We start from the raw sequence: 22,237 nt of genomic DNA on the forward strand, positions 1-22,237 counted from the left end.
GCCGCTTTGGAAGCGGCTCTTTTTTATCTTCAAAATACAATCTATTTTCTTATCACGACTATGCCCCAGGAACCTGCTTCGTTCTACCCTCATAGGCTGGCGGCTTTAAATGTGCTATCGACCCAAAGCGCACAGTTTTGACAAGGGGAGGCAAAATTTCCTCTTTCGTTCAGGGCTCCGATAATGTAGTTCTTTGGGTTTTTACCTCTGGCTACTATTTCAAACTAAACATGGGCTTCAGCACAGTCGCAAAATTGTCGGGTTAGGTTTTTTCGAATTAAACTTCTCCAAGGAGCTTCAGTGGCAAACTCACGTGCAAACTCTTGATAATTCTTGCCGGGAATGTAACCACTTGCTTCGAATACTGCTTGCTTACCATCAAATGCAAACGCCATCATCTTTCCTAAATATTCGCCTTTGCATTGATACAAGTAATGCCTAGCTTCTGAGCTAAATTGACGCATTTCCTGATGCTCACGTTTCCAATTTCTCTGTTTGCCCATAGCAACCTCGCTGTACTAGTAAATGAGAGACGGGAATTTAGTTTGTTAAACGTAGCTCATTATTATGTTGGTTGCATATTAAATTGGAAAGGATGTGCTACAGGAAAGTAGATAGCGCTTCTGCTCTTATCCAAGAAGCTTATTAAATAGTGAGAGATTGGTAGAGGCTACCTTTAATCGGTTACCAAGATAGCCACTTGGTTGATGTGTTAGTTTTTCTCTTTAAAGGTCACTTGATACATACCTAACCCTTCATAGTCAATTGTCGTAGGCTTATCAAAATCTACTTCAATAATGCCACAGTAAGATCCAGTAATAATTGCTTCACCCGCTTTAAACTCAATACCACGACGAGTCATTGCATTAATGAGCCAGTAGATCGGAGTCTGTGCTAGCTTGTTTGGATGTTTTCCGGCGAACGTCTGCACATTGTTATCTTGAGATACGGTGATTTGGATGGTTGCAGCATCAAAAGCTTGTTCACGAGCAATTTCTGGCCCAATAAACAATCCTTGGTTAACCAAACAGTCCGCTAATTTCTCATAAAATTCAGCGCCGCTATCATCGGCATAGCGAGATTGCATCAGTTCCAATGCCATATGGCAAGAGCCAATGGCATCATTGATCTGTTCTTCACTATAGCCATCAGGTTTTGCGGGTAACGATTTTGATAGGATGAATGCGATTTCTGGCTCGACTCGTACGGTATTGTTGTCAGCAAAGAGCTCGCAGATTTCTCCTCGTTGCACGCTATTAGAGAAAATTGGCGCAACGACAAATTGGTCATCGGATAGAGGTAGAAGACACTTCCATCCTCCAACTTCATCGCTATGCATATCGATCATTGAAGATTGGATTTGTAGTGCGTCATCCAAGGTATTTGGACGTTGCAGTTCATTCAGTCGTGGCGCTTTGGTTCCCGCTACACGGCGGCTTAGCAGCTCAGAGGCAGCTTGCTGAAAAACATTTGTCATATAATATCACCTGTGTTGTATCTTTTAATCATATAGCAAATGTTTCCAGCAAAATAGGTGATGAGATCATGAAGTCACGAGTTTTTCTCAACTGAATTTCTAATCTGTTGTCCCCGCCAACTTTTTACTAAATTCGCTGCGCTTGTTACGTATAAATTCAATAAAAAGCTGAGACTTAAGTGGCAAATGACGCTTGTCTGGGTACACCAACAACATGGTTCGATCTTGTGGAACCCAAGGTTCAAGAAGTGTTTTTATAGCACCGCATTGGATCTCTTGGCGCAGCAGCGAGTAGGGTAAGTAACAGATCCCAGCATGGTGAAGGGCGAGTTCTTTTGTGACGTTGAAGTCATCGGATATCAACTCTGAGTTGTGGGCGATTTCTATTTCTTCGCTATTGCGAGCAAAACGCCAAGGGAGAAAATAGCCTTCGACGTGATTCTTAATACACGGTTTTTGATATAGCTCTAAAGGGTGTTTGGGTTCTCCATATTTATCTATGTATTGCGTTGAAGCGGCTAATACGTATTTCACAGGAGACAAAGTTAACGCCACGAGACTGGAATCATGCAATGGACCAAGCCGAAAAGCGAAGTCGATACTTTGCTTGGTAAGGTCTTGATAGCGATTTGATGATGCCAAGTTAATGCGAATGGTTGGATATAGTGCTCTGAACTCAGCAAACATAGGAGCAAGTAAATCTTGGCTCAGAGCTTTCGGTGCGGTGATGGTCAATGTACCAATAGGCTGATTGGCCATGTCTTCTGCATCGCTATATAGTTCGGCGACCGTGTCGGCGATAAGCTGAGCTTTTGGAAGAACTTGAATACCCAATTCGGTCAAAGACAGGGAGCGGGTGGAACGATTCAACAGCTTGCCACCAAGATCATGTTCAAGTTGCTGTATTTTGCGGCTGACTGTTGTAGTGGGCACATTGAGCTGTCGTGCTGCTTCAGCGAAGCTACTGAGTTCTACAACTTTGGCAAACAACGGTAAAGCCGAGAGTTCTTTCATTGTATTGATTATCTATTAATCCCATATATGGGATAGTAAAGTTCATTTTAACCTTCTAATCAATGTTTTTGGTATTGGCTATAGTTACGACATACCGACGCGGCACTCTCAAACTATGCTGCACTATAAGGTTCAATAGATAAGACGATTAAGGGGTTCACGATGGAAATTCTAGTACTAGGCGCAACAGGTAACACAGGTTCAGAAGTGGTTCGTCAACTTAAACAGGTTGGTGCAAGCTTTGGTGTTATGGCACGAAATCTCGACGCTGCTACCAAGTTAGAACTCAACCCAGATCAAGTTCGCGTGAGCAACTACGACGATGTCGATACCATGACTGAGGCAATGAAAGGCATTAAAAAGATCTATGTAGCAATGCCAGCCCATCCAAACAATCAGCAGTGGATGAAAAATACGGTTGCGGCAGCCAAGGCAGCAGGTGTTGAGCTTATTGTAAAACTATCTGGTATGGGAGCGAAAGCTGACGCGGGGTCAGAAATTATTCGCACGCACGTAGTAACAGACGACATTGTTAAGGTATCGGGCATTGCTTATACCATCGTGCAACCAAACTCATTTTTCCAAAACCTATATGGCAGTCTTGGGACGATCAACGCAATGGGACAGTTTTTCTTACCGATTGCGCAAGCAAAACAGAGTGTGATTGATATTCGTGATGTGGCGGCTGTTGTGGTTGCGGCATTAATTCAACCTGGACATGAGAATCAGACCTATCTTATTTCCGGTCCTGAGGCCTTAACGTTTGCCGAGCAAGCAGAGATATTAACGCAAGTATCCGGAAAGCAAATTGACTACGTTGCTGTACCACAAGAAGCAGCAGAAGCGGCAATGAAAGAGGCGGGGATGGATGACTGGAGTGCTGAAAAACTTGCGGAGATAATGGCGTGGTTTGGTGAGGGTCATTACGCAGAAGTTACAACTACCGTTGAGCAAGTTACCGGCAAAAAGCCAAGAACCTTCCGTGCTTTTGCTGAAGAATTTGCATCGGTTATTGAGAAATAATCTAATTTTGGTCTATCAATAGAGGAGAGCCTTAGTTCTCCTCTACCTGTTGTAATTTAGTAAGGATTTAGGCTATTTCACCAACTTAGAAATATAAGGCACATTTCTGAGTTTATCTTGCCACGGTAAGCCATAACCAACGAGCAAGTCGTCGTTTTCCATTTCATAGGCGTAAAACTGTTGGAATGGGATATCCACTCGACCGGGTTTTACGAACAGAGTGGCAATAGAGACCGACTTCGGGGCAAAATTCTCAGCAAGATACTGGACCAGTCGCTTCATCGTCCCTCCTGATTCAATCGCATCGTCGATAACAATGACGTCTTGACCCTCAATGCTTATGTTCTGATGATAAACAATTTCTGAAGAGTTGTTGCTATCGCCAGGAGTATGAGGACAGGAAATATAGTCCATTTTTATGTCAAAGGTGAGGTGACGGACGAGATCGGCAGTAAACAGTATGCCTCCCGGAACAACACTGATGATGACCGCAGATTCAAAATCGTTATTAAGCACGTCCGCAATCGCAATCACGCCGTCTTGTACCTGCTCTGTACTGAGAACCAGCTCTCCAATATGTTGATTCTTCATTGGCTACGCCTCTTCTATTTCGAGATGTTTAATGATGTGTGCTGGGTTTCCACCAATCACGACATTATCTGCAAAGCTTTTTGTAACGACTGCACCTGAGGCAACGACAACGTTATTACCAATGATAACGCCAGGATTAATTGTTGCGTGCCCTCCTATCCAACAGTTATCTCCAATCGTAATGGGTTTAGCGAACTCAATACCCGAGTTCCGAGTTGTAGGGTCCAGTGGATGGCAAGCGGTATATAGCCCTACTTGAGGGCCAATAAAGCAGTTATCGCCGATTCGTACTTCGGCACAATCTAGAATGACACAGCCAAAGTTCATGTAAAAATTGGTGCCAACATGAATGTTCTTGCCATAATCGCAATGAAAGTTTGGTTCAATTTTAATCTCACCACCAATAGTGCCAAACAACTGCTGGAGCAATTGCTTCCTATCATTATTTTGGTGACGAGAAGTACGGTTGTATTGTTCGGTTAGATCGCGCGCTGCAGTGCGCAGCGTCGCCAAGGTGTGCTCACTTGGGTCATAGTGAAGTCCCGCAAGCATTTTCTCTCTTTCAGTCATAAGGTCACTCAAGTGTTTTAAGCTCTACTCATCAAAGCGACGATCTTTGTAAAAGTAGGTTTTATCGCGGTCATTAATCTCTCTGAGTACTCGACAAGGGTTACCAACTGCCACCACATTGGCAGGAATATCTTTCGTCACCACACTGCCAGCGCCAATGACACTGTTTTCTCCAATAGTCACGCCCGGAAGCACGACAGTATTAGCACCAATCCAAACGTTATTTTTAATGTGAACGGGTATATTGAATTGAGCTAGAACCTTGCGCTGCTCTGGCTCAATAGGGTGTCCAGCCGTTGCTATGGTTACATTAGGCCCAATCATTACATGGTCACCAATGTAAATGTGGGTATCGTCAACCAGCGTGAGATTGAAGTTAGCGTAGACGTTATTACCAAAATGGGTATGGATACCCCAATTAGCATGTACAGGAGGCTCTAAATAACAATCTTCACCAACTTCTGCGAACAAAATTTGCATTATTTGCTCACGTTTTTTGGTCTCACTAGGGCGGGTATGATTAAAGTCATACAGTGTTTCTAAACACTCGGTTTGACGTTCAGCAAGCGCTTCATCATAAGCATAGACATTTTGACTGTGCAGTTTTGACATTGGATTCATGTAAGTATTCACTATTAAGCTGGTATTGGATAATGATCGATATCCTAGCACTACGATTTATCCATAAGCCACAGACTTCGAAAGGTTTAATTCGAATCTGACAGCCGCTTCTCATTGGTGTTTTCTTCCCACTCATATAGAGCCATTAATGAATTTGTGTATTCGCTGACGGCTTGCTCAATACAGACTATCGCTTCATCGAGATCGGTTTCAGAAAGATTGAATGTGAGTGCGTTTTTGATGGCTTTCAACATAATTTAGTCCTCATTAATCGTGGCACAGTCATGTGGTGTGGAGCTGTTGGTGTTCAAGACTCGAGATAGATTATGAACAATTAATAGGAGGGCAAAAACTGAGTGATTGGTGTTGTTTAGTTCCACATTTAACGTTAATTTGTCTGGATGAGGTTATGTTTGCCTGATTTTTGGTCTTATGTGGAACTAAGGTGATATAGAAATGCCGGAAATAAGTAACGATAGAGCACTGCTGTATTATCAACGTCTAGCGGTATTAGGAACGAATAAAGACATCAGTACCACAATAGATAAGCTTGCGGAGCTGATGTTTACCAGTACGCGGCATAGTCGAACCTTACTTAAACAGCTTGACGAGAAAGGGTGGATCGATTGGCAACCCAAAGTGGGACGGAATCAACGCTCGATACTTCATCTCAACCATTCTGAGAGCACGTTGGTCGTCAATGTTGCGTCAGAGCATATCTTGCAAGGACACTATGAAAAAGCACTGCAACTGTTAGGTGGGGATAAAGCGTTATTCGGACAAGTGTTACAACAAACTGCCGGTCCGCAAGTAAGAGAAGGCGTAGTTCATATTCAGCTTACTTATGACCGCTTATTGTCACCGTTGGATACCACCAACTCGTTACGAAATAGTGAGCGATTCCTAACCCGACAAGTATTCTCTTGTTTGACGCGCTGTGACGGTGAGGGAAATGTCGAACCCGATCTGGCTCATCATTGGCACTATGACACGCAGGCGCTAACTTGGCGATTTTACCTAAGACCTCATCTTAGATTTCATGACGAAGCACCAATAGATGCAGAGACCATTGCTGAATTCTTCATGCGTCTTAAACAGCACCCTAATTATTGTTCTTTGTTAGCTAATGTTGTGACGATCTGCGCCGTGGGGCGATTGTGTATTGAGTTCACTCTGTCTCAGCCAGAGCCAAGCTTTGCTGCACTGCTAGCGGATTACCGATTTTCTGTATTACCGAGCGCTCAATTAGAAAATAATTCCGTTCGTATTGGTAGTGGTCCCTTTAAGCTAGTCGAGCATTCTCAGGAACAGCTTGATTTACAGGCGTTTGAACATTATCACGGCCTTTGTGCACTATCAGACAGCGTGACGATCTGGCAACTCCCAAAAGCAGGAACAAGCAGTTGTTCTACCTCACTTGCTACTTATGATTTACCTACACCCTATGATGCTGTTTGTAGTCATTTGGTCTCAACTGAAAGCGGTACTGAACCATCAACTCAGGCGACTCCTCAGAGCCGGATTGAGGATGGCTGCTTACTGGCGATGTTCAACCACTCTGCAGCTTTGGATAGCACGCAGCGTCACTATCTTGGTCAGTTGATGAATTCAAGGCCGGTGTTGCAGCAGTTGTCCAATAACGACGCAGCCAGAGTTCAGGGCATTGCGGCATACAACCTTTTGCCAAGCTGGATGAAAGTATTGATTCCTCCAGCAGAGACATCTCCTTTGCCGAAGCAGCTAGATATCGCCATCTACCAACATCATGCTTTACGCGCAAGCGCCCAAGTAGTTGCCGATTTGTTGCTGCGGGTTGGTGTGAGCTGTCAGATTAACGAATACAGTTATGCCGACTTTTACGAACTGTGCGCGCGTCATAATCTTGAGGAAGAGATTATCCTTACCAGCATGAGTTTGGATGACAACCGACCGTCTTCGGCGTTTATTTGGCTTGCGACGGATAGAGTGTTAAGACAGTGCCTGACACCGTCCACGGAGCAATGGCTGCAACATGAGCTTGAACAAGTGAGACAACAGAATCAATCTACGGAATATATGACGGTCCTTGAACCGATCGCATCGACATTAGTCTCTGATAGATGGATAATCCCACTGTTTCACCATAAGCAAACTCTGAATTTTGCTGACCAGCTGCAAGGCGTATCCATGACTATTTGGGGCTGGCCGGATATTAAGAACGTCTGGGTCGAGGAGTAGAGTTTCTGTATTACTTTAACAACAGGTTGGAGTTGATGTTGGCATAATTCTGCTAAAGTAGCCGACAGTTTGAGACGTGGATGACTGAATTTACGATGCAAGAGATAGTTTTCGCTGGTGGCTGCCTTTGGGGCGTCCAAGAGTTTATGCGACATTTACCTGGGGTCATAAATACCGAAGCGGGTAGAGCCAATGGCAGTGCGAGTACTACACAGTGTGATTACGATGGATACGCTGAGTGTGTTCGAACTCAATTTGATGCGAACCAAGTGTCAATTGAGCAGCTTATGGATTTCTTTTTTGAAATCATTGACCCCTATAGCGTCAACAAGCAAGGGATAGATGTAGGAGAGAAGTATCGCACTGGAGTTTATAGTGTAAATCCAGAACATCTTGAGCGAGCGAAACGCTACATTGCCGAGCGTTCCGATGCAGATAAAATCGTGGTAGAGGTGTTGCCACTTAGTAATTACGTAAAGAGTGATGACGAGCATCAAGATCGACTCACTCTTCACCCCAATGATTATTGTCATATCCCCAAGGCTATTTTGCATAAGTACAAAAAATAGCTTCAAGTGCTGACTATTTTGGCGCGTTCCTCTGTGAAGGATCGCGTTGAAACGCATGAATAAGTTCGGCTGGATCGCTGGCGCTGCGCTGAACTTTGGCACCTTCCGCCCACCAAATAAGTTGAGCAAGCGTTCGGTTCATATAGCTATCCCACTCTTGTTGAGATGCTTCGTTTAGCACCTCACCTTTTTCATTGAATACGCTAGCAGCATTGGGAATGTGAATCATGGCAGATACTGGCAAACAGCCTAGCTCGGAGAGAAAAGTTCGCATTGAAACGGCTGCTCTAGCGCCGCCCCATTGTCCTGCAGAGTAGGTCACAATTGCACTGGGTTTATAAGAAAACAGAGAGCTGCCAAAGTGGTTAAGAAGGTGAGCAAGTGCTGGACTCATAGAGTGATTGTACTCAGGTGAGACCATCACATAGCCATCAGCTTGTTCAATCTTCGCTGCCAGTTGCTTTAAGTCTTCTGGTACTTTACTTCGGCTGTAAGCAAATTCAGGTTTAAAAACCGCATCAAAACTCAAAGTAAGAGGATCGATGATTTCCACGTTAATCTCGGGATAAAAGCGTGTTAGCAGAGACTGACAGGCATCACTGACTCTTGCGCCCAGTCGTGCGGGGCGAGGTGGGGTACTTTCTCTTACAGAGCCGAGAAAAATCAATAACTTCACTATCTAGTACTTCCCTAATGTTTTCTGATGTTGTTCGTTTTAGCTTAAAGGGTCTGGATTTTGTTGCAATGAGAAGTCACAAAAAAAGGAGCGCTTGCCCCTTTTCTGATTTTTAGGAGTCTAATTAGACACTTTTGACCAGCTTGTCTGTGACAAATGCTCGATTGCGAACCACAAACCATAATAGACCACCCACAATGCCGATTGAGAGCTGAATCATACCTAAATTGGCGATGAGTGCGTCGGGACGCATGGAAACCAGCAACATGCCCGCAGAGCCACAAATCATGGCAAAAAACTGAATCAATGCCACAGCGGAGCCGGTGTCTTTGTCTTGCTGATCAAGCATCAAGTTGGTACCAGGCACTCGCATCATAATAACCATTAGCGTCGCTGGAGCGGCTATTAATGCGAAGACCCAAGGCGCGGTAGAACCAATACTGAGCGTTAACACACCCATCAGTGCCAAAATAAAAAAGCACAAAGTAATCACTTTTTGCACTGAAATATGGCGGGATAACTTCATGTAAATAGAAGGGCCTAAAGAGGCGCACATCGCATTGAATGCGAAATAGTAACTGAACTCTTGCTCAGTCAGGCCAAAACCATTGATGTAAATGTACGAACCGGCCGCTAAGAAGGCCATAAGGGCCATGGGTGCGATTGAGAAAATACACAGCAGCATCACGAATCTTGGATTCGTCATTACCACGCCAAGTCGAGTCCAAGAGCGAGCCAAAGAGCCTGTATACTGACTTTGCAGTGTTTCGCGGTAACACATGGCTAAGATGGAGGCAAACGCGCCAAATACTGCCAAGGTCACGAACATCATTCTCCATGAAGCGACTTTGAGAAGAAACGCACCGAGTACGGGAGCGACCATTGGCGCAATAATCACGAGCGACATGATAGTGGCCATGATTTTCTCGCGCTCACGTCCTTCGAACATATCTTTGACGATGGCGGTAGAGACGACAGTAATGGCACTGCCAGCAAACGCTTGTAGTACCCTTGAGCCAATGAGGTGCTCAATGCTTCCTGCCATCGCACAGGCAATACTAGCAAGCATGTAAGCACCGATACCTATCAATAAAATTGGCTTGCGACCAAATTTCTCACTTAGCGGCCCCCAGAATAGAAGACCAATCGCGTAAGTAACGAAATAGCTACTTAACGTGAGGTTTACCATTGATTTAGTGGTACTAAATATATCGACCATAGTAGGCAAAGCTGGCAGATAAAGGTCAATCGTTAATGGTGGAAATGCACTGATAATAACGAGAAAAAATAGAGTGCCTTTTTGCCCAAGGATGGGTTGTGTTGATTTCAAATGATTCTCCTGTGGGTGAAATTAGTAACTCAAGTTGTCGTTAACGCGTTCTAATAGCTGCTTCAGTGTGCTTGCTTCGGCCTGAGAAAACCCAGTTAGCATTTCCGTTATCATTTCCATTTCGACTTGGTCGAGGCGTTCTAGCAGCTTTTCCCCTTTTTGGCTGAGGTATAGTGCAACGGAGCGTCGGTCGTTAGGACAACTTTGTTTGATGATGAGATCTTGACGATGAAGCCTTGCGATAATTCTCGCAATTTGGGCTTTATCTCGGTTCATTGACTCGACTAACTTCTGCTGAGAGGCGCCGCCGAAGGCACGAATATCACTCATAGCTTTATGCTCAAGGGGGGAAAACTCGACTTTTTGACGGGTGATCTCCGCCACCATCTTGCCGCGGGTTTTCATTCGAATTTCACGTAAGGCGTGATTAATTGCTCGATAGTCTATTGTCATCAATGAAGGCCAATTAGTTGATCTAGTCAACCATTTTAGCTAATTAGTTGATTAGATCAACTAATTAGTCACAGTTTTGAGTTTTTGTTCTAAGAACAAAAATCATAGATGCTCAGTTTTTGCTCTTTAATATATTGAATTAAAAGTAGTTATTGGTGTGGTTCTATTGAATGGTGCACTTTGTTTGTTCATAAATTAGTCACAAAACTATCCCGAATTCGTCAAAAATCCACGCTCTAATATTCAATCAATAACTACTATTGACTGGAATGAAACTTATGGCCATGACCATGCCTGAACTGACGGTTGTATCGGATGCAGAAGAGTTTGCATCGCCGCAACTGGGTAGAAAAGTTCTTGAAACTCGCGCTTTGACTAAGTCTTACCAACAAGGAAAAGTGGTTCTAGATGGAATCAGCTTTGATCTTCACGCTGGTGAATTTGTTGCGGTGGTAGGCCGTTCTGGAGCAGGAAAGTCTACGTTGCTGCATACGTTGAATGGCACCATACCCGCGACCAGCGGCGAAATTCTTAATGTGCATAAAGACTTATCGACTGACAATGTACTATCGATGTCGAGAAAAGAAATCCGTGAGTGGCGTACTCACTGTGGCATGATTTTCCAAGATTTTTGCTTAGTGCCTCGTTTGGATGTGATTTCCAATGTCTTACTTGGACGTTTGAGCCATACCTCGACGCTTAAATCGCTGCTTAAAATCTTCAGCGACCAAGACAAAGCTCAAGCTATCCAACTGCTTAAATGGCTCAACATGTTGCCGTACGCACTACAACGAGCAGAAAACCTCTCAGGGGGACAACAACAACGTGTGGCAATTTGCCGTGCGATGATGCAAAACCCCAAGATCCTGCTTGCCGACGAGCCAGTGGCCTCGTTAGACCCAAAAAATACCGTTCGCATTATGGAAGCGCTGCAAAAAGTCAGCCGTGACGGTGTGGCGGTAATGGTAAATCTTCACTCAATCGAACTGGTTCAGGAGTATTGTTCCCGCGTAATCGGTCTTGCCAAAGGTAAGGTGATTTACGACGGACATCCTTCTGGCCTCAATGATGATGTTTTACATCGTCTCTATGGCGATGAGATCGACCAAATCAACTAATCCAACCGGAAAACTGGACACAATAAATTTTAAGGACAAGTGATGAAAAAGCTTCTATCTATTGGTATCGCTGTTGCGTCTGCTATGACTTTTAACGCAAGTGCGGCTGCTCCAAGTGAAATCAATCTAGGTATTCTAGGTGGTCAAAATGCAGCAGACCAAATTGGTGATAACCAGTGTGTTGCTGATTTTCTCAATGCCGAGCTTGGTGTAAAAACTAATATCCGCAACTCAAGTGACTACAATGCTGTGATTCAAGGTTTGTTAGGTGAGAAGATTGATCTGGTTATCAACATGTCACCAAAATCTTATGCTGAAATATATCTGAGCGACCCTAAAGCGGTAGATTTGGTAGGTATCACAGTAGATAACACTGACAACTCTCGCGGCTATCATTCGGTTATTTTAGTTAAAGAAGATAGCCCTTATCAGTCCATTGAAGATTTGAAAGGTAAAGTGTTCTCCTTCGCTGATCCAAATTCAACGTCAGGTTTCCTTATTCCAAACAACCAGTTAGAAAACACTCTGGGTGGAAATATGGATAATCAATTTGATGGTTTTTTCAAATCGGTCAACTTCTCTGGTGGACATGAGCAAGATATCGTTGGTGTTCTTAACGGTCAGTTTGATGCTGCGGTAACTTGGTCATCAATGGTGGGCGATGCAGATAAAGGGTATAGCGCTGGGGCGTTGCTACGTTATATGGACCACGACGCTGACCTAATGAAAAAAATCCGCATTATTTGGGAATCGCCACTTATCGCTAATGGCCCAACTATTGTTAGCAACCGCCTAGACCCCGATTTCAAAGATAAGCTTGTTGCTGCTGTGAAGAAACTGGACCGTGAAGACAACGCTTGCTTTAGCAAAGCGGCGGGTGGATCGCTTCACCTAGAAGAGACCAGTGTTGCTGAATACCAGTCAATCATCGACTTAGTTAAAGCGACCAAATTCGCTCAGCGTTAATCCCCCCTCCAATTAAAAGCTGGCAGGCGCTGCCAGCTTATTACTTCTACGGTCAATTTCATGCAGTTTGAACAATATTACCAACAGGCTCGTCGTAAGCAGAAGATGGATGCACTTATGTGGTCATCCATGTTTATGCTGCTTTATTTGCTTTCTGGGCACTATGCAGAGTTTAGCCTTTCAACCATTTTACATAACGCGCCTGCACTTTTTGATTATATCTACGACACACTTCCTCAGTTGTCATGGGATGTCTTATTCGCCAGTCGTGATGAGACTGGCCGTGCGGTTCCGGGTTCACTCATCTATTGGGGCTACCGACTACCGATTCAAATCCCTCTATTGTGGGAAACCATTAATGTTGCGATCGCCGCGACTCTAGTCTCATCAGTTATTGCGATTATCTTGGCATTTTTAGCCGCCAGTAATGGTTATGCGCCTGCATCTGTCAGAGTGGCAGTGCGTTCTTTTGTTGCCTTCTTGCGCACCATGCCGGAGCTTGCTTGGGCGGTGATGTTTGTGATGGCTTATGGTGTCGGAACGTTCCCAGGGTTCGTTGCACTGACACTGCATACGATAGGCAGCTTGACCAAGTTGTTTTATGAATCCATCGAGACCATTTCTGATAAGCCAGTTCGAGGTTTAACGGCGTGTGGTTCAACACCAGTCCAACGACTACGTTTTGCCTTTTGGCCGCAGATTAAGCCAACAGTTCTGTCGTATATATTTCTTCGATTTGAAATCAATTTTCGCTCATCGACCATTCTTGGCTTAGTTGGGGCGGGTGGTATTGGTCAAGAGTTGATGACGAACATTAGCTTGGGTCGACATGATCAGGTCAGCATCACGCTGTTGTTGATCATCATTGTCGTCGCGCTCATAGACATGACGTCTGGTGTGCTACGCAAAAAAGTCATCAGTGGAGATGTAAAATGACGGAACTAACGTTAGAGCAAATCAAACAAGAAAATAAAGCGATTTTCTCGCAACAAAAACGATATTTAACCATTGTTGCAGTGCTTGCGAGCAGCGTTTTGGTGTATTACTTCTTGTTCTTTACGTTTTTTGGCGTGTCTTCAAAGCAGTTTGAAATGGGCAATAGCAAAATTATGAGCTATTTCCTGCATATGTTTGTATGGAGAGACTTTTGGGATTGGCCGTTTGCCTATTACTTTAAGCAAATAGCGATAACACTGGCGATTGTATTTGGCGGGACGTTAACGGCATCTCTTGTGGCGTTGCCTTTGTCATTTATGGCTGCTCGTAACGTGATGACGGGACCATTTCGCTTTATTGCTACCTTCATGCGCCGTGTGTTCGATGTTTTACGCGGAATTGATATGGCGATTTGGGGCATGATCTTTGTGCGTGCCGTGGGGTTAGGGCCTCTTGCTGGTGTAATGGCGGTATTCGTTCAAGATCTAGGGCTATTCGGGAAACTGTATGCAGAGAGTCACGAGTCAGCAGATAAGAAACCGTCACGTGGCTTAACCGCGTTGGGAGCGAATAATCTGCAGAAACATCGCTTTGCCATCTTTACTCAGTCATTTCCGACTTTTCTTGCATTAACCTTGTATCAACTGGAATCAAATACTCGTTCTGCAGCGGTATTAGGTTTTGTTGGTGCTGCCGGTATCGGCTTAGTTTATGCGGAGAACATGCGCTTGTGGAATTGGGATGTAGTGACGTTTATTACGCTAGTTCTTGTCGCCATCATCATGGGTCTGGATAAGGTATCGAGTATTCTGAGACAGAAATACATTGTGGGAGAGAATGTCCCGCTGTATGAAAAGCGTTAGTCAACGCAGGGTTAGCCTTAAAACGGGCTAACCCTAGGTGCTTGTTCTTGTGTGCTAATGGGTTAGTCTTCACGTACCAATGCGGCATGACTGCAACGCATTCCACCACCAGTGGCGTGATTGGTTTCAGTCATATCTGTGTAGAGGACTTCGATCCCTTTAGCTTCAAGCTGATCACCAATATGCTTGAACTCGCTCGACATGGCATAAACCCCTTTTCCTAATGGGAGACCATTACAGGCGTCTATTCGAGCTTCTTCCAATGTGCAATTGACAATATCCCAGTCTTTAATCAGATCTGGCAAGCCGTGCGGGAAGGCATCTAGACAGACTAATGCTAAGCCTTCTCGAGGTAAGGACAAGCAACAGTCAAGGTGCATTACCTCTGGACTATATTCGACAAAGTGAACGGTCCAACCTTGCGAATGCAGGAGATCTGCCGCCCATTGTAACCCTTTCATATTGGAGTCAATACCGTTGTAGCCCAGCAACACGTTATTATTGCCCATAACGAATATGTCACCACCGGTTAAAAATGGACCTTGGCCGCCCTCCGAACACCCCATATCTGTTTCCGGCATTGGTATATTGACCCATTTAGCATCGGTCCCTGCGACACGTTCATTAAGAATATGGCGATATGTGAACACATCTTTATGGCGCATTGGGAAGCGATTAGCACCTTCGATGACAATGTTACCAACTACTGAGAGTGGATCTTTCACAAACAACGAGCCTACACCGGATTCTTTGTAGAGTAGTTCTTGTTCGGTTAGCAATCTTGGACGGTGTACTTTAATACCTCTAGTTTCAAGCAGTTTGACCCAATCTTCGACTTCTTGTTTAATTTTCTTAAAACGAACCGGATCGGCGTCAGCAAAGGACTTACCGCCACTAACCATTATTTTGTCTCGGTCTTCTTTATTAAAGATGCCCATGCGACTGGCTAAAGTCTTGCCGATAACCGGGTAGGCGAGTTGGTCGGCGCGTCCAATGATGACCTCTTTCAGAGCCCCCCATTCTGACCCGACCCAAATATCAGATTTTCTGGTTTCGCTTAACTTATTTTTCATTTTTCCACCTCACGTAGTTGTTGTAAGGTGAGCATGCCATTGTCTCGTCTCTGTCCATAATCAGACACCGATGGGAGAAAACAACAGTTTAAAAAACACTAAAAACAATGAAATATGATGTTCTTCGCTATTAATTTTATTTTGAGCATTCGTTCAAAATAATTTGGAACGATCGTTCAGTTAAAGTGATTGAAGTATTTCGTGAGCTCACGTGTACGGAACGATCATAAAGAACTCCTAATCGCCCAGAAGAGTCACTAAACTTTTTTTCGAGTACGAGCATCCGATGAGAAAGTTTTAATAAGCTTAGGAGCGTTTCTAGAGGCCTTAAATTGTCGATTTATAGGGGTGGTAATGTACTGTATTTTAAAGGTTTATTTTTCTAGGAACTGTGCGTTATGAGTGTTAGTCTCGCAGCATAATGAGGAGCAACACTATGAATCTGAAAGATAAAGTATTCCAACACCATGACTTTTCTCGGCAAGATCTTTCTGGAGCCGTTTTTGAAAACTGTCAGTTTTTTCACTGTGACTTTGCTCGGGCAGATCTCACGGATGCAAGGTTTGAGCGTTGTAAATTCATCGAAACCTCGGACCTAGAAGGATGTCATTTTGACTATGCCAATCTGAAGGATGCCAGTTTTAATAATTGCCAGTTAGCCATGTGTAATTTTGAAGGAGCTGATTGTTTTGGCATAGAGCTACGTGAATGTGACTTGAAAGGGGCGAATTTCCAGCGTGCAAGATTTGCCAATCAAGTCAGTCACACTATGTATTTTTGTTCTGCGTATATCACGGGTTGTAACTTGTCTTATGCCAACCTAGAGCGACAGGTTTTAGAAAAGTGCGAGCTGTTTGAGAACCGTTGGATTGGGGCTAACTTAATGGGAGCGTCATTAAAAGAATCAGATCTCAGCCGTGGGGTATTCTCAGCGGACGCTTGGTCGCAGTTTCGGTTTCAAGGAGCGGATTTGTGTCATGTAGATCTTGAGGGGCTGGATCCCAGAAGAGTGGATCTCACCGGGGTAAAAATTTGCGACTGGCAACAAGAGCAGCTTTTAGAGCCACTGGGTTTGGTAGTTCTACCGGGCTAAGTGCTCTCGGTGCCTTTTCATCAGGTTTGGGGTTAATCATTACCCCAATTATCGGCTTCTATTTTTGCCAGTGCCTTCGCTGCTTTTTGTAGTGCAGGCAAGAACTTGATGGCTTCATCCGGTTTAACGCGAATAACCGGAGCCTGTATCGCTAAACCGAGGTTAGATTGCCCGGTTGGAGAGGGTACCAGAACCGCAATACACACCAAGCCAGGTAAGAATTCCTCATCATCGATAGCGAAACCTTGAATCTTTGCTTCCTCAATGTCTTTTTCCAATTCTGAGTATTCGGTGATGGTGTTCACGGTATATTGAGTAAGCGGAACGTTTTCAATCAGGCGTCTACGCTGTGACTTCGACATATGTGCGAGAAACAGTTTGCCTGTTGCAGAGCAGTGAACAGGAACACGCGAACCTGGATGTAAGTGGAAGCGAAGCGGGGCTTCAGTCTCTGCTCTATCGAGGTAAATGATTTCGCCACTAGATAGCGCCGTCAGGTTACAGCTTTCGCCCACTTCGGCTCTTAGATTCTCAAGAATCGTGCGGCGGGCACTGTGCATGGTGCTATTTAGCAACAAATTCTCGGCTAGCTTTCTCAAACGAATTCCAGAGCTATAGTGCTTTTCATCCCCATCTTTTTGAATGATGCCTGCGGCTTCTAACTGCTGCAGCATACGATGTAGGGTTGGCTTTGGTAATCCCGTTTCTTCTACTAATCCTTGTAGAGATATGAACTCGTCTTTTTGCGCTATCACCTCTAATAGTGCAAAAAGTCTGAGCGTAGGAGTATCTCCTTGAACTTGTGGTGTTTCTGTTGGCATAGAGTCATTCATCCTTGCGATACGTCGAAGTCTAAGATTGTACATTCCAATTTAGTATATATCCATTTTCTGAATAAAATTTGATCTTTTGTATTAGTGTCATTAACATTAAATAAAATTATGGAACAATATGTCTCGATAAATGGAGTTTGTTATATGAAGGCGATAGAAAGGATTATCAACAAAGCTCACTTAGATCGTAAGCGGGTGGTGTTGAGTGAAGCAGAAGACCCTCGTGTGCTTACCGCTGCTCGCATGGCTGTCGATAAGCAATTGGCATACATTACCTTAGTTGGCGACGAACAAACCATTGCAGAGGCTGCAGAGCAACATCATGTGAGTCTCGCTGGCATTCATATTGTTTCACCACAGAGTTCACCGCTTAAAGAAGTATTAGCAGAGCGGTTATATCTGCTGCGTAAAGCAAAAGGTATGTCTTACAACGACGCGCTCGAACAAGTGCAAACCCCGCTTATTTTCGCCAACCTAATGGTCAGAGAAGGGCTAGGCGACGGTACTGTAAATGGTGCTGTGTACACTACTTCTGATGTGGTTCGTGCAGCGCTTCAAATCATCGGTCCTGCTCCAGATAGCGAGCTAGTATCGAGTTTCTTTTTAATGATGTTATGTGAGCCTTTTCATAACCTCAAAGGTGGTCTGATTTTTAGTGATTGCGGATTAGTCATTGATCCGAATGAAGCAGAGCTGGCGTCTATTGCGATTTCAGCTTCAGCCAGCGCCAAATCGCTATTAATGGAAGAACCTAAAGTTGCCATGTTGTCGTTTTCCACCAACGGCAGCGCTAAACATGAGTCCGTTGACAAAGTTCGTAATGCCGCACAACTTGTAAAGCAGCGCTGCCCTGACATCGCTGTTGATCAAGATGTACAGTTGGATGCGGCAATTGTTACTGAAATTGCTGCAAAGAAGCTGCCAGACTCACAAGTCAAGGGCAAATCAAATGTACTGATATTCCCCAATTTGGAAGCCGGAAACATAGGTTACAAGTTGGCGGAGCGATTAGGTGGTGCAGTAGCTATAGGGCCGTTGTTGCAAGGGTTAAATCAGCCTGCGAATGACCTATCTAGGGGATGCAGCGCCGAGGATATTCTTCATGTTATTGCGGTTACTGCAGTGCAAGCCCAACAAGATCGAAACATCAAACACACTCCACTCGCTTCAATAAAAGAAGGGATAACTAACTAGGGAAACAAATGGAATTACCGACGTTACTTGCCATTCTTGCCACTATAGTCATTGGCACCTATTTTCAGACAGTAACTGGCTTTGGTCTTGGCATCATTGTCATTGGTTTGACGGTGAGCTTAAATCTAGTCGCTTTACCTGTGATTGCGGCGGTGGTGAGTATTGTTACCTTGTTCAATTGTTTGGTGGCATTGGTCGGTAAACCATTATCTGGTGATCTTAAAACCATGTTGGTTCTGGTAATTGGCATCATACCAGGTGTGGTTGCTGGAGTATTTTTGCTTGATCAACTCAGTGAATCGGCAACCAATATATTGCGTGGTCTTCTTGGTGTCATGATTTTAGCGGCTGGGCTCAATTTCATGTTTAAACCGAAAACGTTAACACGGCGTTCTGCTTCTGCGTCTTTTCTATTTTCTGGCTTTGGTTCGGGGCTTACTGGCGGCCTATTTGGTATGGCGGGCCCACCAATTGTTTACCATCTTTATCGCCAACCTTTTTCTATTGAATTAGTGCGCAGCACGCTGTTGATGGTTTTCGCTTGTACCTCGGCTTCGCGCACCGCTTACGTGTATTTCGACGGTAGCTTGAGTGTCAGTATCCTTTGGTTATCTGTCATTGCCGTACCGCTGGTGGCTTTGGTCACTCTAATCGCTAGGCGTTATCCGCCTCCATTATCAAACGATCAGTTGAGAAAGACGGTGTTCGGTGTCTTGATGGTTATTGGAGGGTATTTAATGGGGGTATCTGCTTCGGCGTTGGTATGAAAAGTCCCCCATCTAGTTACAGTCCCATAAACCCTCAAATAAGCTATGTTTAGTTGCCACAGTGTTACTCTAACCTGTGTACTTTCTCAACATCCCAAACAGCTCTCGGCATAAACTAAACAAACAACTTTCTTGCACATCTAGGGTGATGTTGTTGCGATAGTAGGGGCTCAGGTCGACGCCCATGCCGACGCCGTAGATCTCGATGTTATTACGGTGGGATTCTCGCTCTATGGTTTGCTTCAGGTGATTGTCTAGATAAAACTGATCGTTGGCGGTGCTGGTGGCGGTGTCCATAGGGCAACCATCTGAGAAGATGATGAGGATTTTTCGTTGCGCCCCTTGCGATGTTAAACGTTGGGTGGCGAACTGGACGGCTTCTCCATCGATGCCCTCTTTAAAAATATCAGCCTTTCGTAAGCTGGCGATGCCGAGTCGAGCGCGTCGCCAATGTGTCTCAAAGTCTTTGAAGACGATATGTCTAAGCTCGTTCAGACGGCCAGGGTGTTTTGGCTGGCCTTGCTGAAGCCACTGTCGATATACTCTTCCACCATTCCAGTTACCGGTCGTGAAACCAAGGATTTCGAAAGGGATATCGGCTAACCCTACCGATTTAAGTAAAGTATCCATCAACAAGCTCATTTTGTGACTGTGCTTTTGCATAGAACCAGAGCAGTCCATTAGAAAGGTAATTGCACATTGGTGGGAGATGCCTAGTTCTGGCTGTGAAAAGATGCTGCGTTCAAGAGGTGACGTAACCAGCTTCGTGAGAGTGTCGGCGTTGACTACCCCCTCTTCGAGATGGTCTTGGCGCTTATTGTGCTGAGGAGTTTGTACAATACTAGACAAGATAGCGGCCAACCGGCGAGTGTTCACTTGCCTAGCCATCATGTCATCTGTGAGTTTTTGCCGCAGATCCAGTAGTAATGCTCGTCTAACCAAAGTGTCGGCTCTAACCTCTTTGTCAAACTCCCGACTAAACACTTGGTAATTTGATCCAGCCAATTGAAAAGCTTTACTGTTGCCAGTGATGTCTGCTTCGACGTCATGATCTTCAATATCGCCGTCTACAATCAAGGCAAGTTGCGCGAGGATTTTAATGTCTTCCTCTACTGTTGGTGTGGGCTGGTTGTTGGATTGTTCCTGCTCTTGCTTTATGAGTTCACTGGCTAGCGCGGCAAGCTCCTTAGCGTAAGCAGCATATAGTTGTTGATCGCAACGGTGTTTTTTAAGCTGAACTAAACAGGTGCCGATTATCGGCACGATCCCTGCGCGAGTAGATTCTATCACTTCGGCTATAGGCTCTGAAACCGGCATGCCAATCATACGTGTGTAAATGACTTGCATAAGAGTGAAAAGAAGCATCCCGAGACGAGACTCGGTAAAGCCGTTTTGATGATACTGCTCACTCCAATAACTGAAATTAAATCGAGTGCTGGTCTGAATACCAGCTAAGTAATGCGGGATTTGCGACTCGATACGTACTTGTTCGCAAAAGTCGAATAGGAGCCGTTCTACTTCATGACTTGGACGCAGCGAATAATGTAATTCTGCGTCAGAAATCAATAGTCGGAATGCTGAAGAGTCTATCTTTCCCTGCATCGCCAGTTTACTTTTTGTTAACTCATGTCGAGAAACAAACGTGAGATCGTTAGCATGCGCTGAGAGACAGTAGCAAGGTTGGTCGCCTTTATACAATCGCTCACCACGGTAGTTTAGCGTGGCATCACCGCTGATTGCGCGGGCAACAGAAACGCTTAGGTCAAGAATCTTCTTCTGTCGAGACGACACATTAGCCATGGCTTGTCTGCTCCATAGTCGAGGAGGAAGTGCTCGCAATCAAAGGTTCGCCGAAGCATCGGAAGTAGTACTCGCTAACAAGTTGCTTTTCTTCTTCTTCACATCGATTTAGGAAGGACAGCCGGAACGCTGTTGCGACATCATTAAAGATTCGAATGTTCTCTGCCCAAGTCAGCACGGTCCTTGGGGACATAACGGTAGAAAGATCGCCTGCCATAAATCCATTGCGTGTCATTCCTGCTGTCGCAATCATTTGCTCGATGAGTGCTAAGCCAAGCTCATTATTAAGTTCCGGATTCTTGGATAACACGATATTAGCTTCGTGTTTAGGGTCGAGATAGTTCAGAGTCGCAATGATATTCCATCGGTCTAGTTGGCTATGATTGAGTACTTGAGTACCGGAATATAAACCCGAGAAGTTGCCAAGACCTAGGGTGTTACAGGTAGCGAACAACCGGAAATAAGGATGCGGAGTGATGACACGGTTTTGCTCCAGAGACGTGTATTTGCCATCTTGCTCAAGTAACTGTTGAATCACAAACATCACGTCTGGTCGCCCTGCATCGTACTCGTCCAATACCAAAGCGATAGGTTGTTGGATACTTTGTGGCAGAATCCCTTCTTTAAATTCGGTCACTTGCATTCCATCTTTTATAACTATGCTGTCTTTGCCGATGAAATCTAATCGACTTAGATGACCGTCAAGGTTGATCCTCAAACAAGGCCAATTGAGTCGGGCAGCAACTTGTTCTATATGCGAAGACTTACCGGTACCGTGCGTACCTTGAATCAAAGTTCGGCGATTAGATGAGAAGCCAGCTAGGATGGCCAACGTTACTTCGGGATCAAAACAGTAGTTGGGGTCGATTTGTGGAACGTATTCTCCAGCTTCCTCAAACGCCCACACGGTTAAGTCACTATCAATACCGAAGTACTCTCTAACGCTAACCTGTTTCGTCGGTACCCATTCCTTTTCTTTCATTGCTCATTCCCTCTATATAGCGTGCAAATTTCCGCTAACGGTTGGTGATGTTCATCGATTATGAACAGCGT

The 22,237-nt window shown here is 44.7% G+C and carries 24 protein-coding genes; 10 read left to right on the plus strand and 14 right to left on the minus strand.

Going from position 1 to position 22,237, the window contains the following annotated elements; genetic code table 11:
- Window positions 1–224: 224 nt before the first annotated feature.
- From L2W36_RS02515 to L2W36_RS02525, 3 genes are all read right to left on the minus strand, one after another.
- A complete protein-coding gene (locus tag L2W36_RS02515) occupies window positions 225–503 on the minus strand; it encodes a hypothetical protein (RefSeq protein WP_236109246.1) in 279 nt (92 codons plus the stop codon).
- A gap of 209 nt (window positions 504–712) precedes the next feature.
- The gene (locus tag L2W36_RS02520; RefSeq protein WP_236109247.1) at window positions 713–1,477 is read right to left on the minus strand and encodes a hydratase; all 765 of its coding nucleotides are present in this window, start codon (window positions 1,475–1,477) and stop codon (window positions 713–715) included.
- Between the two features lie 99 nt (window positions 1,478–1,576).
- On the minus strand, window positions 1,577–2,491 hold the full coding sequence (locus L2W36_RS02525) for a LysR family transcriptional regulator (RefSeq protein WP_006069799.1): 915 nt from the start codon (window positions 2,489–2,491) through the stop codon (window positions 1,577–1,579).
- Window positions 2,492–2,653: 162 nt separating this feature from the next.
- On the opposite strand from L2W36_RS02525, the gene L2W36_RS02530 reads away from it, so the two are divergent.
- Window positions 2,654–3,514 (plus strand): SDR family oxidoreductase, encoded by an 861-nt coding sequence (locus L2W36_RS02530; RefSeq protein WP_236109248.1) that lies wholly within the window; start codon window positions 2,654–2,656, stop codon window positions 3,512–3,514.
- 72 nt (window positions 3,515–3,586) lie between these two features.
- Here the strand turns inward: L2W36_RS02530 and L2W36_RS02535 are convergent, their stop codons facing one another.
- The 4 genes from L2W36_RS02535 to L2W36_RS02550 all read right to left on the minus strand — a co-directional run bounded on the left by L2W36_RS02535 (window position 3,587) and on the right by L2W36_RS02550 (window position 5,550).
- A complete protein-coding gene (locus L2W36_RS02535; protein ID WP_236109249.1) occupies window positions 3,587–4,105 on the minus strand; it encodes a phosphoribosyltransferase in 519 nt (172 codons plus the stop codon).
- A 3-nt stretch (window positions 4,106–4,108) separates the two neighbouring features.
- On the minus strand, window positions 4,109–4,675 hold the full coding sequence (locus tag L2W36_RS02540; protein ID WP_236109250.1) for a sugar O-acetyltransferase: 567 nt from the start codon (window positions 4,673–4,675) through the stop codon (window positions 4,109–4,111).
- A gap of 24 nt (window positions 4,676–4,699) precedes the next feature.
- The gene (locus L2W36_RS02545) at window positions 4,700–5,296 is read right to left on the minus strand and encodes a sugar O-acetyltransferase (protein WP_096443520.1); all 597 of its coding nucleotides are present in this window, start codon (window positions 5,294–5,296) and stop codon (window positions 4,700–4,702) included.
- 86 nt (window positions 5,297–5,382) lie between these two features.
- On the minus strand, window positions 5,383–5,550 hold the full coding sequence (locus tag L2W36_RS02550) for a hypothetical protein (RefSeq protein ID WP_006069804.1): 168 nt from the start codon (window positions 5,548–5,550) through the stop codon (window positions 5,383–5,385).
- Window positions 5,551–5,752: 202 nt separating this feature from the next.
- On the opposite strand from L2W36_RS02550, the gene L2W36_RS02555 reads away from it, so the two are divergent.
- Together L2W36_RS02555 and L2W36_RS02560 are read left to right on the plus strand one after the other, a co-directional pair.
- Window positions 5,753–7,513 carry an SgrR family transcriptional regulator gene (locus L2W36_RS02555; protein WP_236109251.1) on the plus strand — a complete coding sequence of 587 codons (1,761 nt, stop codon included), beginning with the start codon at window positions 5,753–5,755 and terminating at the stop codon, window positions 7,511–7,513.
- A gap of 95 nt (window positions 7,514–7,608) precedes the next feature.
- Window positions 7,609–8,082, plus strand: coding sequence for a peptide-methionine (S)-S-oxide reductase (locus L2W36_RS02560; protein ID WP_171392992.1), 474 nt, complete (start codon window positions 7,609–7,611; stop codon window positions 8,080–8,082).
- 13 nt (window positions 8,083–8,095) lie between these two features.
- Here the strand turns inward: L2W36_RS02560 and L2W36_RS02565 are convergent, their stop codons facing one another.
- The 3 genes from L2W36_RS02565 to L2W36_RS02575 form a co-directional block, all read right to left on the minus strand.
- Entirely contained in the window at window positions 8,096–8,758 is a 663-nt protein-coding gene (locus tag L2W36_RS02565) for an NADPH-dependent FMN reductase (RefSeq protein ID WP_107306125.1), read from the minus strand.
- A gap of 124 nt (window positions 8,759–8,882) precedes the next feature.
- Window positions 8,883–10,088: a multidrug effflux MFS transporter gene (locus tag L2W36_RS02570; protein ID WP_236109252.1), complete on the minus strand. Its 1,206-nt coding sequence runs from the start codon at window positions 10,086–10,088 to the stop codon at window positions 8,883–8,885.
- Between the two features lie 21 nt (window positions 10,089–10,109).
- Window positions 10,110–10,541 (minus strand): MarR family winged helix-turn-helix transcriptional regulator, encoded by a 432-nt coding sequence (locus L2W36_RS02575; RefSeq protein ID WP_236109253.1) that lies wholly within the window; start codon window positions 10,539–10,541, stop codon window positions 10,110–10,112.
- A 278-nt stretch (window positions 10,542–10,819) separates the two neighbouring features.
- On the opposite strand from L2W36_RS02575, the gene phnC reads away from it, so the two are divergent.
- From phnC to phnE (L2W36_RS02595), 4 genes are read left to right on the plus strand one after another with little or no spacing between them, the layout of a single operon-like run.
- Window positions 10,820–11,659, plus strand: coding sequence for a phosphonate ABC transporter ATP-binding protein (phnC, locus tag L2W36_RS02580; RefSeq protein ID WP_038227561.1), 840 nt, complete (start codon window positions 10,820–10,822; stop codon window positions 11,657–11,659).
- A gap of 42 nt (window positions 11,660–11,701) precedes the next feature.
- The gene (gene phnD / locus L2W36_RS02585; protein WP_006069811.1) at window positions 11,702–12,625 is read left to right on the plus strand and encodes a phosphonate ABC transporter substrate-binding protein; all 924 of its coding nucleotides are present in this window, start codon (window positions 11,702–11,704) and stop codon (window positions 12,623–12,625) included.
- Between the two features lie 60 nt (window positions 12,626–12,685).
- Window positions 12,686–13,561, plus strand: a complete 876-nt coding sequence (gene phnE / locus L2W36_RS02590; RefSeq protein WP_062456353.1) for a phosphonate ABC transporter, permease protein PhnE — start codon at window positions 12,686–12,688, stop codon at window positions 13,559–13,561.
- Window positions 13,558–14,424 carry a phosphonate ABC transporter, permease protein PhnE gene (gene phnE / locus L2W36_RS02595; protein ID WP_236109254.1) on the plus strand — a complete coding sequence of 289 codons (867 nt, stop codon included), beginning with the start codon at window positions 13,558–13,560 and terminating at the stop codon, window positions 14,422–14,424. Before phnE (L2W36_RS02590) ends, phnE (L2W36_RS02595) begins: the two co-directional genes overlap by 4 nt.
- Window positions 14,425–14,486: 62 nt before the next feature.
- On the opposite strand, the gene L2W36_RS02600 is transcribed toward phnE (L2W36_RS02595), so the two are convergent.
- Window positions 14,487–15,497: an arginine deiminase-related protein gene (locus tag L2W36_RS02600; RefSeq protein ID WP_236109255.1), complete on the minus strand. Its 1,011-nt coding sequence runs from the start codon at window positions 15,495–15,497 to the stop codon at window positions 14,487–14,489.
- Between the two features lie 436 nt (window positions 15,498–15,933).
- Between L2W36_RS02600 and L2W36_RS02605 the strand changes: the two genes are divergently transcribed.
- On the plus strand, window positions 15,934–16,590 hold the full coding sequence (locus L2W36_RS02605; RefSeq protein ID WP_006069815.1) for a Qnr family pentapeptide repeat protein: 657 nt from the start codon (window positions 15,934–15,936) through the stop codon (window positions 16,588–16,590).
- Between the two features lie 32 nt (window positions 16,591–16,622).
- Here the strand turns inward: L2W36_RS02605 and L2W36_RS02610 are convergent, their stop codons facing one another.
- On the minus strand, window positions 16,623–17,411 hold the full coding sequence (locus tag L2W36_RS02610) for an IclR family transcriptional regulator (protein WP_006069816.1): 789 nt from the start codon (window positions 17,409–17,411) through the stop codon (window positions 16,623–16,625).
- Between the two features lie 156 nt (window positions 17,412–17,567).
- On the opposite strand from L2W36_RS02610, the gene pta reads away from it, so the two are divergent.
- Both pta and L2W36_RS02620 read left to right on the plus strand, forming a co-directional pair.
- Window positions 17,568–18,617, plus strand: a complete 1,050-nt coding sequence (gene pta / locus L2W36_RS02615) for a phosphate acetyltransferase (protein WP_236109256.1) — start codon at window positions 17,568–17,570, stop codon at window positions 18,615–18,617.
- 8 nt (window positions 18,618–18,625) lie between these two features.
- A complete protein-coding gene (locus tag L2W36_RS02620; protein WP_107306121.1) occupies window positions 18,626–19,384 on the plus strand; it encodes a sulfite exporter TauE/SafE family protein in 759 nt (252 codons plus the stop codon).
- 69 nt (window positions 19,385–19,453) lie between these two features.
- Here L2W36_RS02620 and L2W36_RS02625 read toward each other — a convergent pair whose 3' ends face one another.
- The gene (locus L2W36_RS02625; RefSeq protein ID WP_236109257.1) at window positions 19,454–21,184 is read right to left on the minus strand and encodes a cobaltochelatase CobT-related protein; all 1,731 of its coding nucleotides are present in this window, start codon (window positions 21,182–21,184) and stop codon (window positions 19,454–19,456) included.
- Entirely contained in the window at window positions 21,177–22,166 is a 990-nt protein-coding gene (locus L2W36_RS02630; protein ID WP_088877884.1) for an AAA family ATPase, read from the minus strand. Before L2W36_RS02630 ends, L2W36_RS02625 begins: the two co-directional genes overlap by 8 nt.
- Window positions 22,167–22,237: the final 71 nt, after the last annotated feature.

It is taken from the genome of Vibrio sp. McD22-P3 (assembly GCF_021568915.1).
Classification (GTDB): domain Bacteria; phylum Pseudomonadota; class Gammaproteobacteria; order Enterobacterales; family Vibrionaceae; genus Vibrio; species Vibrio mediterranei.

Coding starts and splice junctions, on each gene's coding strand:
- L2W36_RS02515 (WP_236109246.1), bottom strand. CDS start 503: ATGGGCAAACAGAGAAATTGGAAACGTGAGCATCAGGAAATGCGTCAA.
- L2W36_RS02520 (WP_236109247.1), bottom strand. CDS start 1,477: ATGACAAATGTTTTTCAGCAAGCTGCCTCTGAGCTGCTAAGCCGCCGT.
- L2W36_RS02525 (WP_006069799.1), bottom strand. CDS start 2,491: ATGAAAGAACTCTCGGCTTTACCGTTGTTTGCCAAAGTTGTAGAACTC.
- L2W36_RS02530 (WP_236109248.1), top strand. CDS start 2,654: ATGGAAATTCTAGTACTAGGCGCAACAGGTAACACAGGTTCAGAAGTG.
- L2W36_RS02535 (WP_236109249.1), bottom strand. CDS start 4,105: ATGAAGAATCAACATATTGGAGAGCTGGTTCTCAGTACAGAGCAGGTA.
- L2W36_RS02540 (WP_236109250.1), bottom strand. CDS start 4,675: ATGACTGAAAGAGAGAAAATGCTTGCGGGACTTCACTATGACCCAAGT.
- L2W36_RS02545 (WP_096443520.1), bottom strand. CDS start 5,296: ATGAATCCAATGTCAAAACTGCACAGTCAAAATGTCTATGCTTATGAT.
- L2W36_RS02550 (WP_006069804.1), bottom strand. CDS start 5,550: ATGTTGAAAGCCATCAAAAACGCACTCACATTCAATCTTTCTGAAACC.
- L2W36_RS02555 (WP_236109251.1), top strand. CDS start 5,753: ATGCCGGAAATAAGTAACGATAGAGCACTGCTGTATTATCAACGTCTA.
- L2W36_RS02560 (WP_171392992.1), top strand. CDS start 7,609: ATGCAAGAGATAGTTTTCGCTGGTGGCTGCCTTTGGGGCGTCCAAGAG.
- L2W36_RS02575 (WP_236109253.1), bottom strand. CDS start 10,541: ATGACAATAGACTATCGAGCAATTAATCACGCCTTACGTGAAATTCGA.
- phnC (WP_038227561.1), top strand. CDS start 10,820: ATGGCCATGACCATGCCTGAACTGACGGTTGTATCGGATGCAGAAGAG.
- phnD (WP_006069811.1), top strand. CDS start 11,702: ATGAAAAAGCTTCTATCTATTGGTATCGCTGTTGCGTCTGCTATGACT.
- phnE (WP_062456353.1), top strand. CDS start 12,686: ATGCAGTTTGAACAATATTACCAACAGGCTCGTCGTAAGCAGAAGATG.
- phnE (WP_236109254.1), top strand. CDS start 13,558: ATGACGGAACTAACGTTAGAGCAAATCAAACAAGAAAATAAAGCGATT.
- L2W36_RS02600 (WP_236109255.1), bottom strand. CDS start 15,497: ATGAAAAATAAGTTAAGCGAAACCAGAAAATCTGATATTTGGGTCGGG.
- L2W36_RS02605 (WP_006069815.1), top strand. CDS start 15,934: ATGAATCTGAAAGATAAAGTATTCCAACACCATGACTTTTCTCGGCAA.
- L2W36_RS02610 (WP_006069816.1), bottom strand. CDS start 17,411: ATGCCAACAGAAACACCACAAGTTCAAGGAGATACTCCTACGCTCAGA.
- pta (WP_236109256.1), top strand. CDS start 17,568: ATGAAGGCGATAGAAAGGATTATCAACAAAGCTCACTTAGATCGTAAG.
- L2W36_RS02620 (WP_107306121.1), top strand. CDS start 18,626: ATGGAATTACCGACGTTACTTGCCATTCTTGCCACTATAGTCATTGGC.
- L2W36_RS02625 (WP_236109257.1), bottom strand. CDS start 21,184: ATGGCTAATGTGTCGTCTCGACAGAAGAAGATTCTTGACCTAAGCGTT.
- L2W36_RS02630 (WP_088877884.1), bottom strand. CDS start 22,166: ATGAAAGAAAAGGAATGGGTACCGACGAAACAGGTTAGCGTTAGAGAG.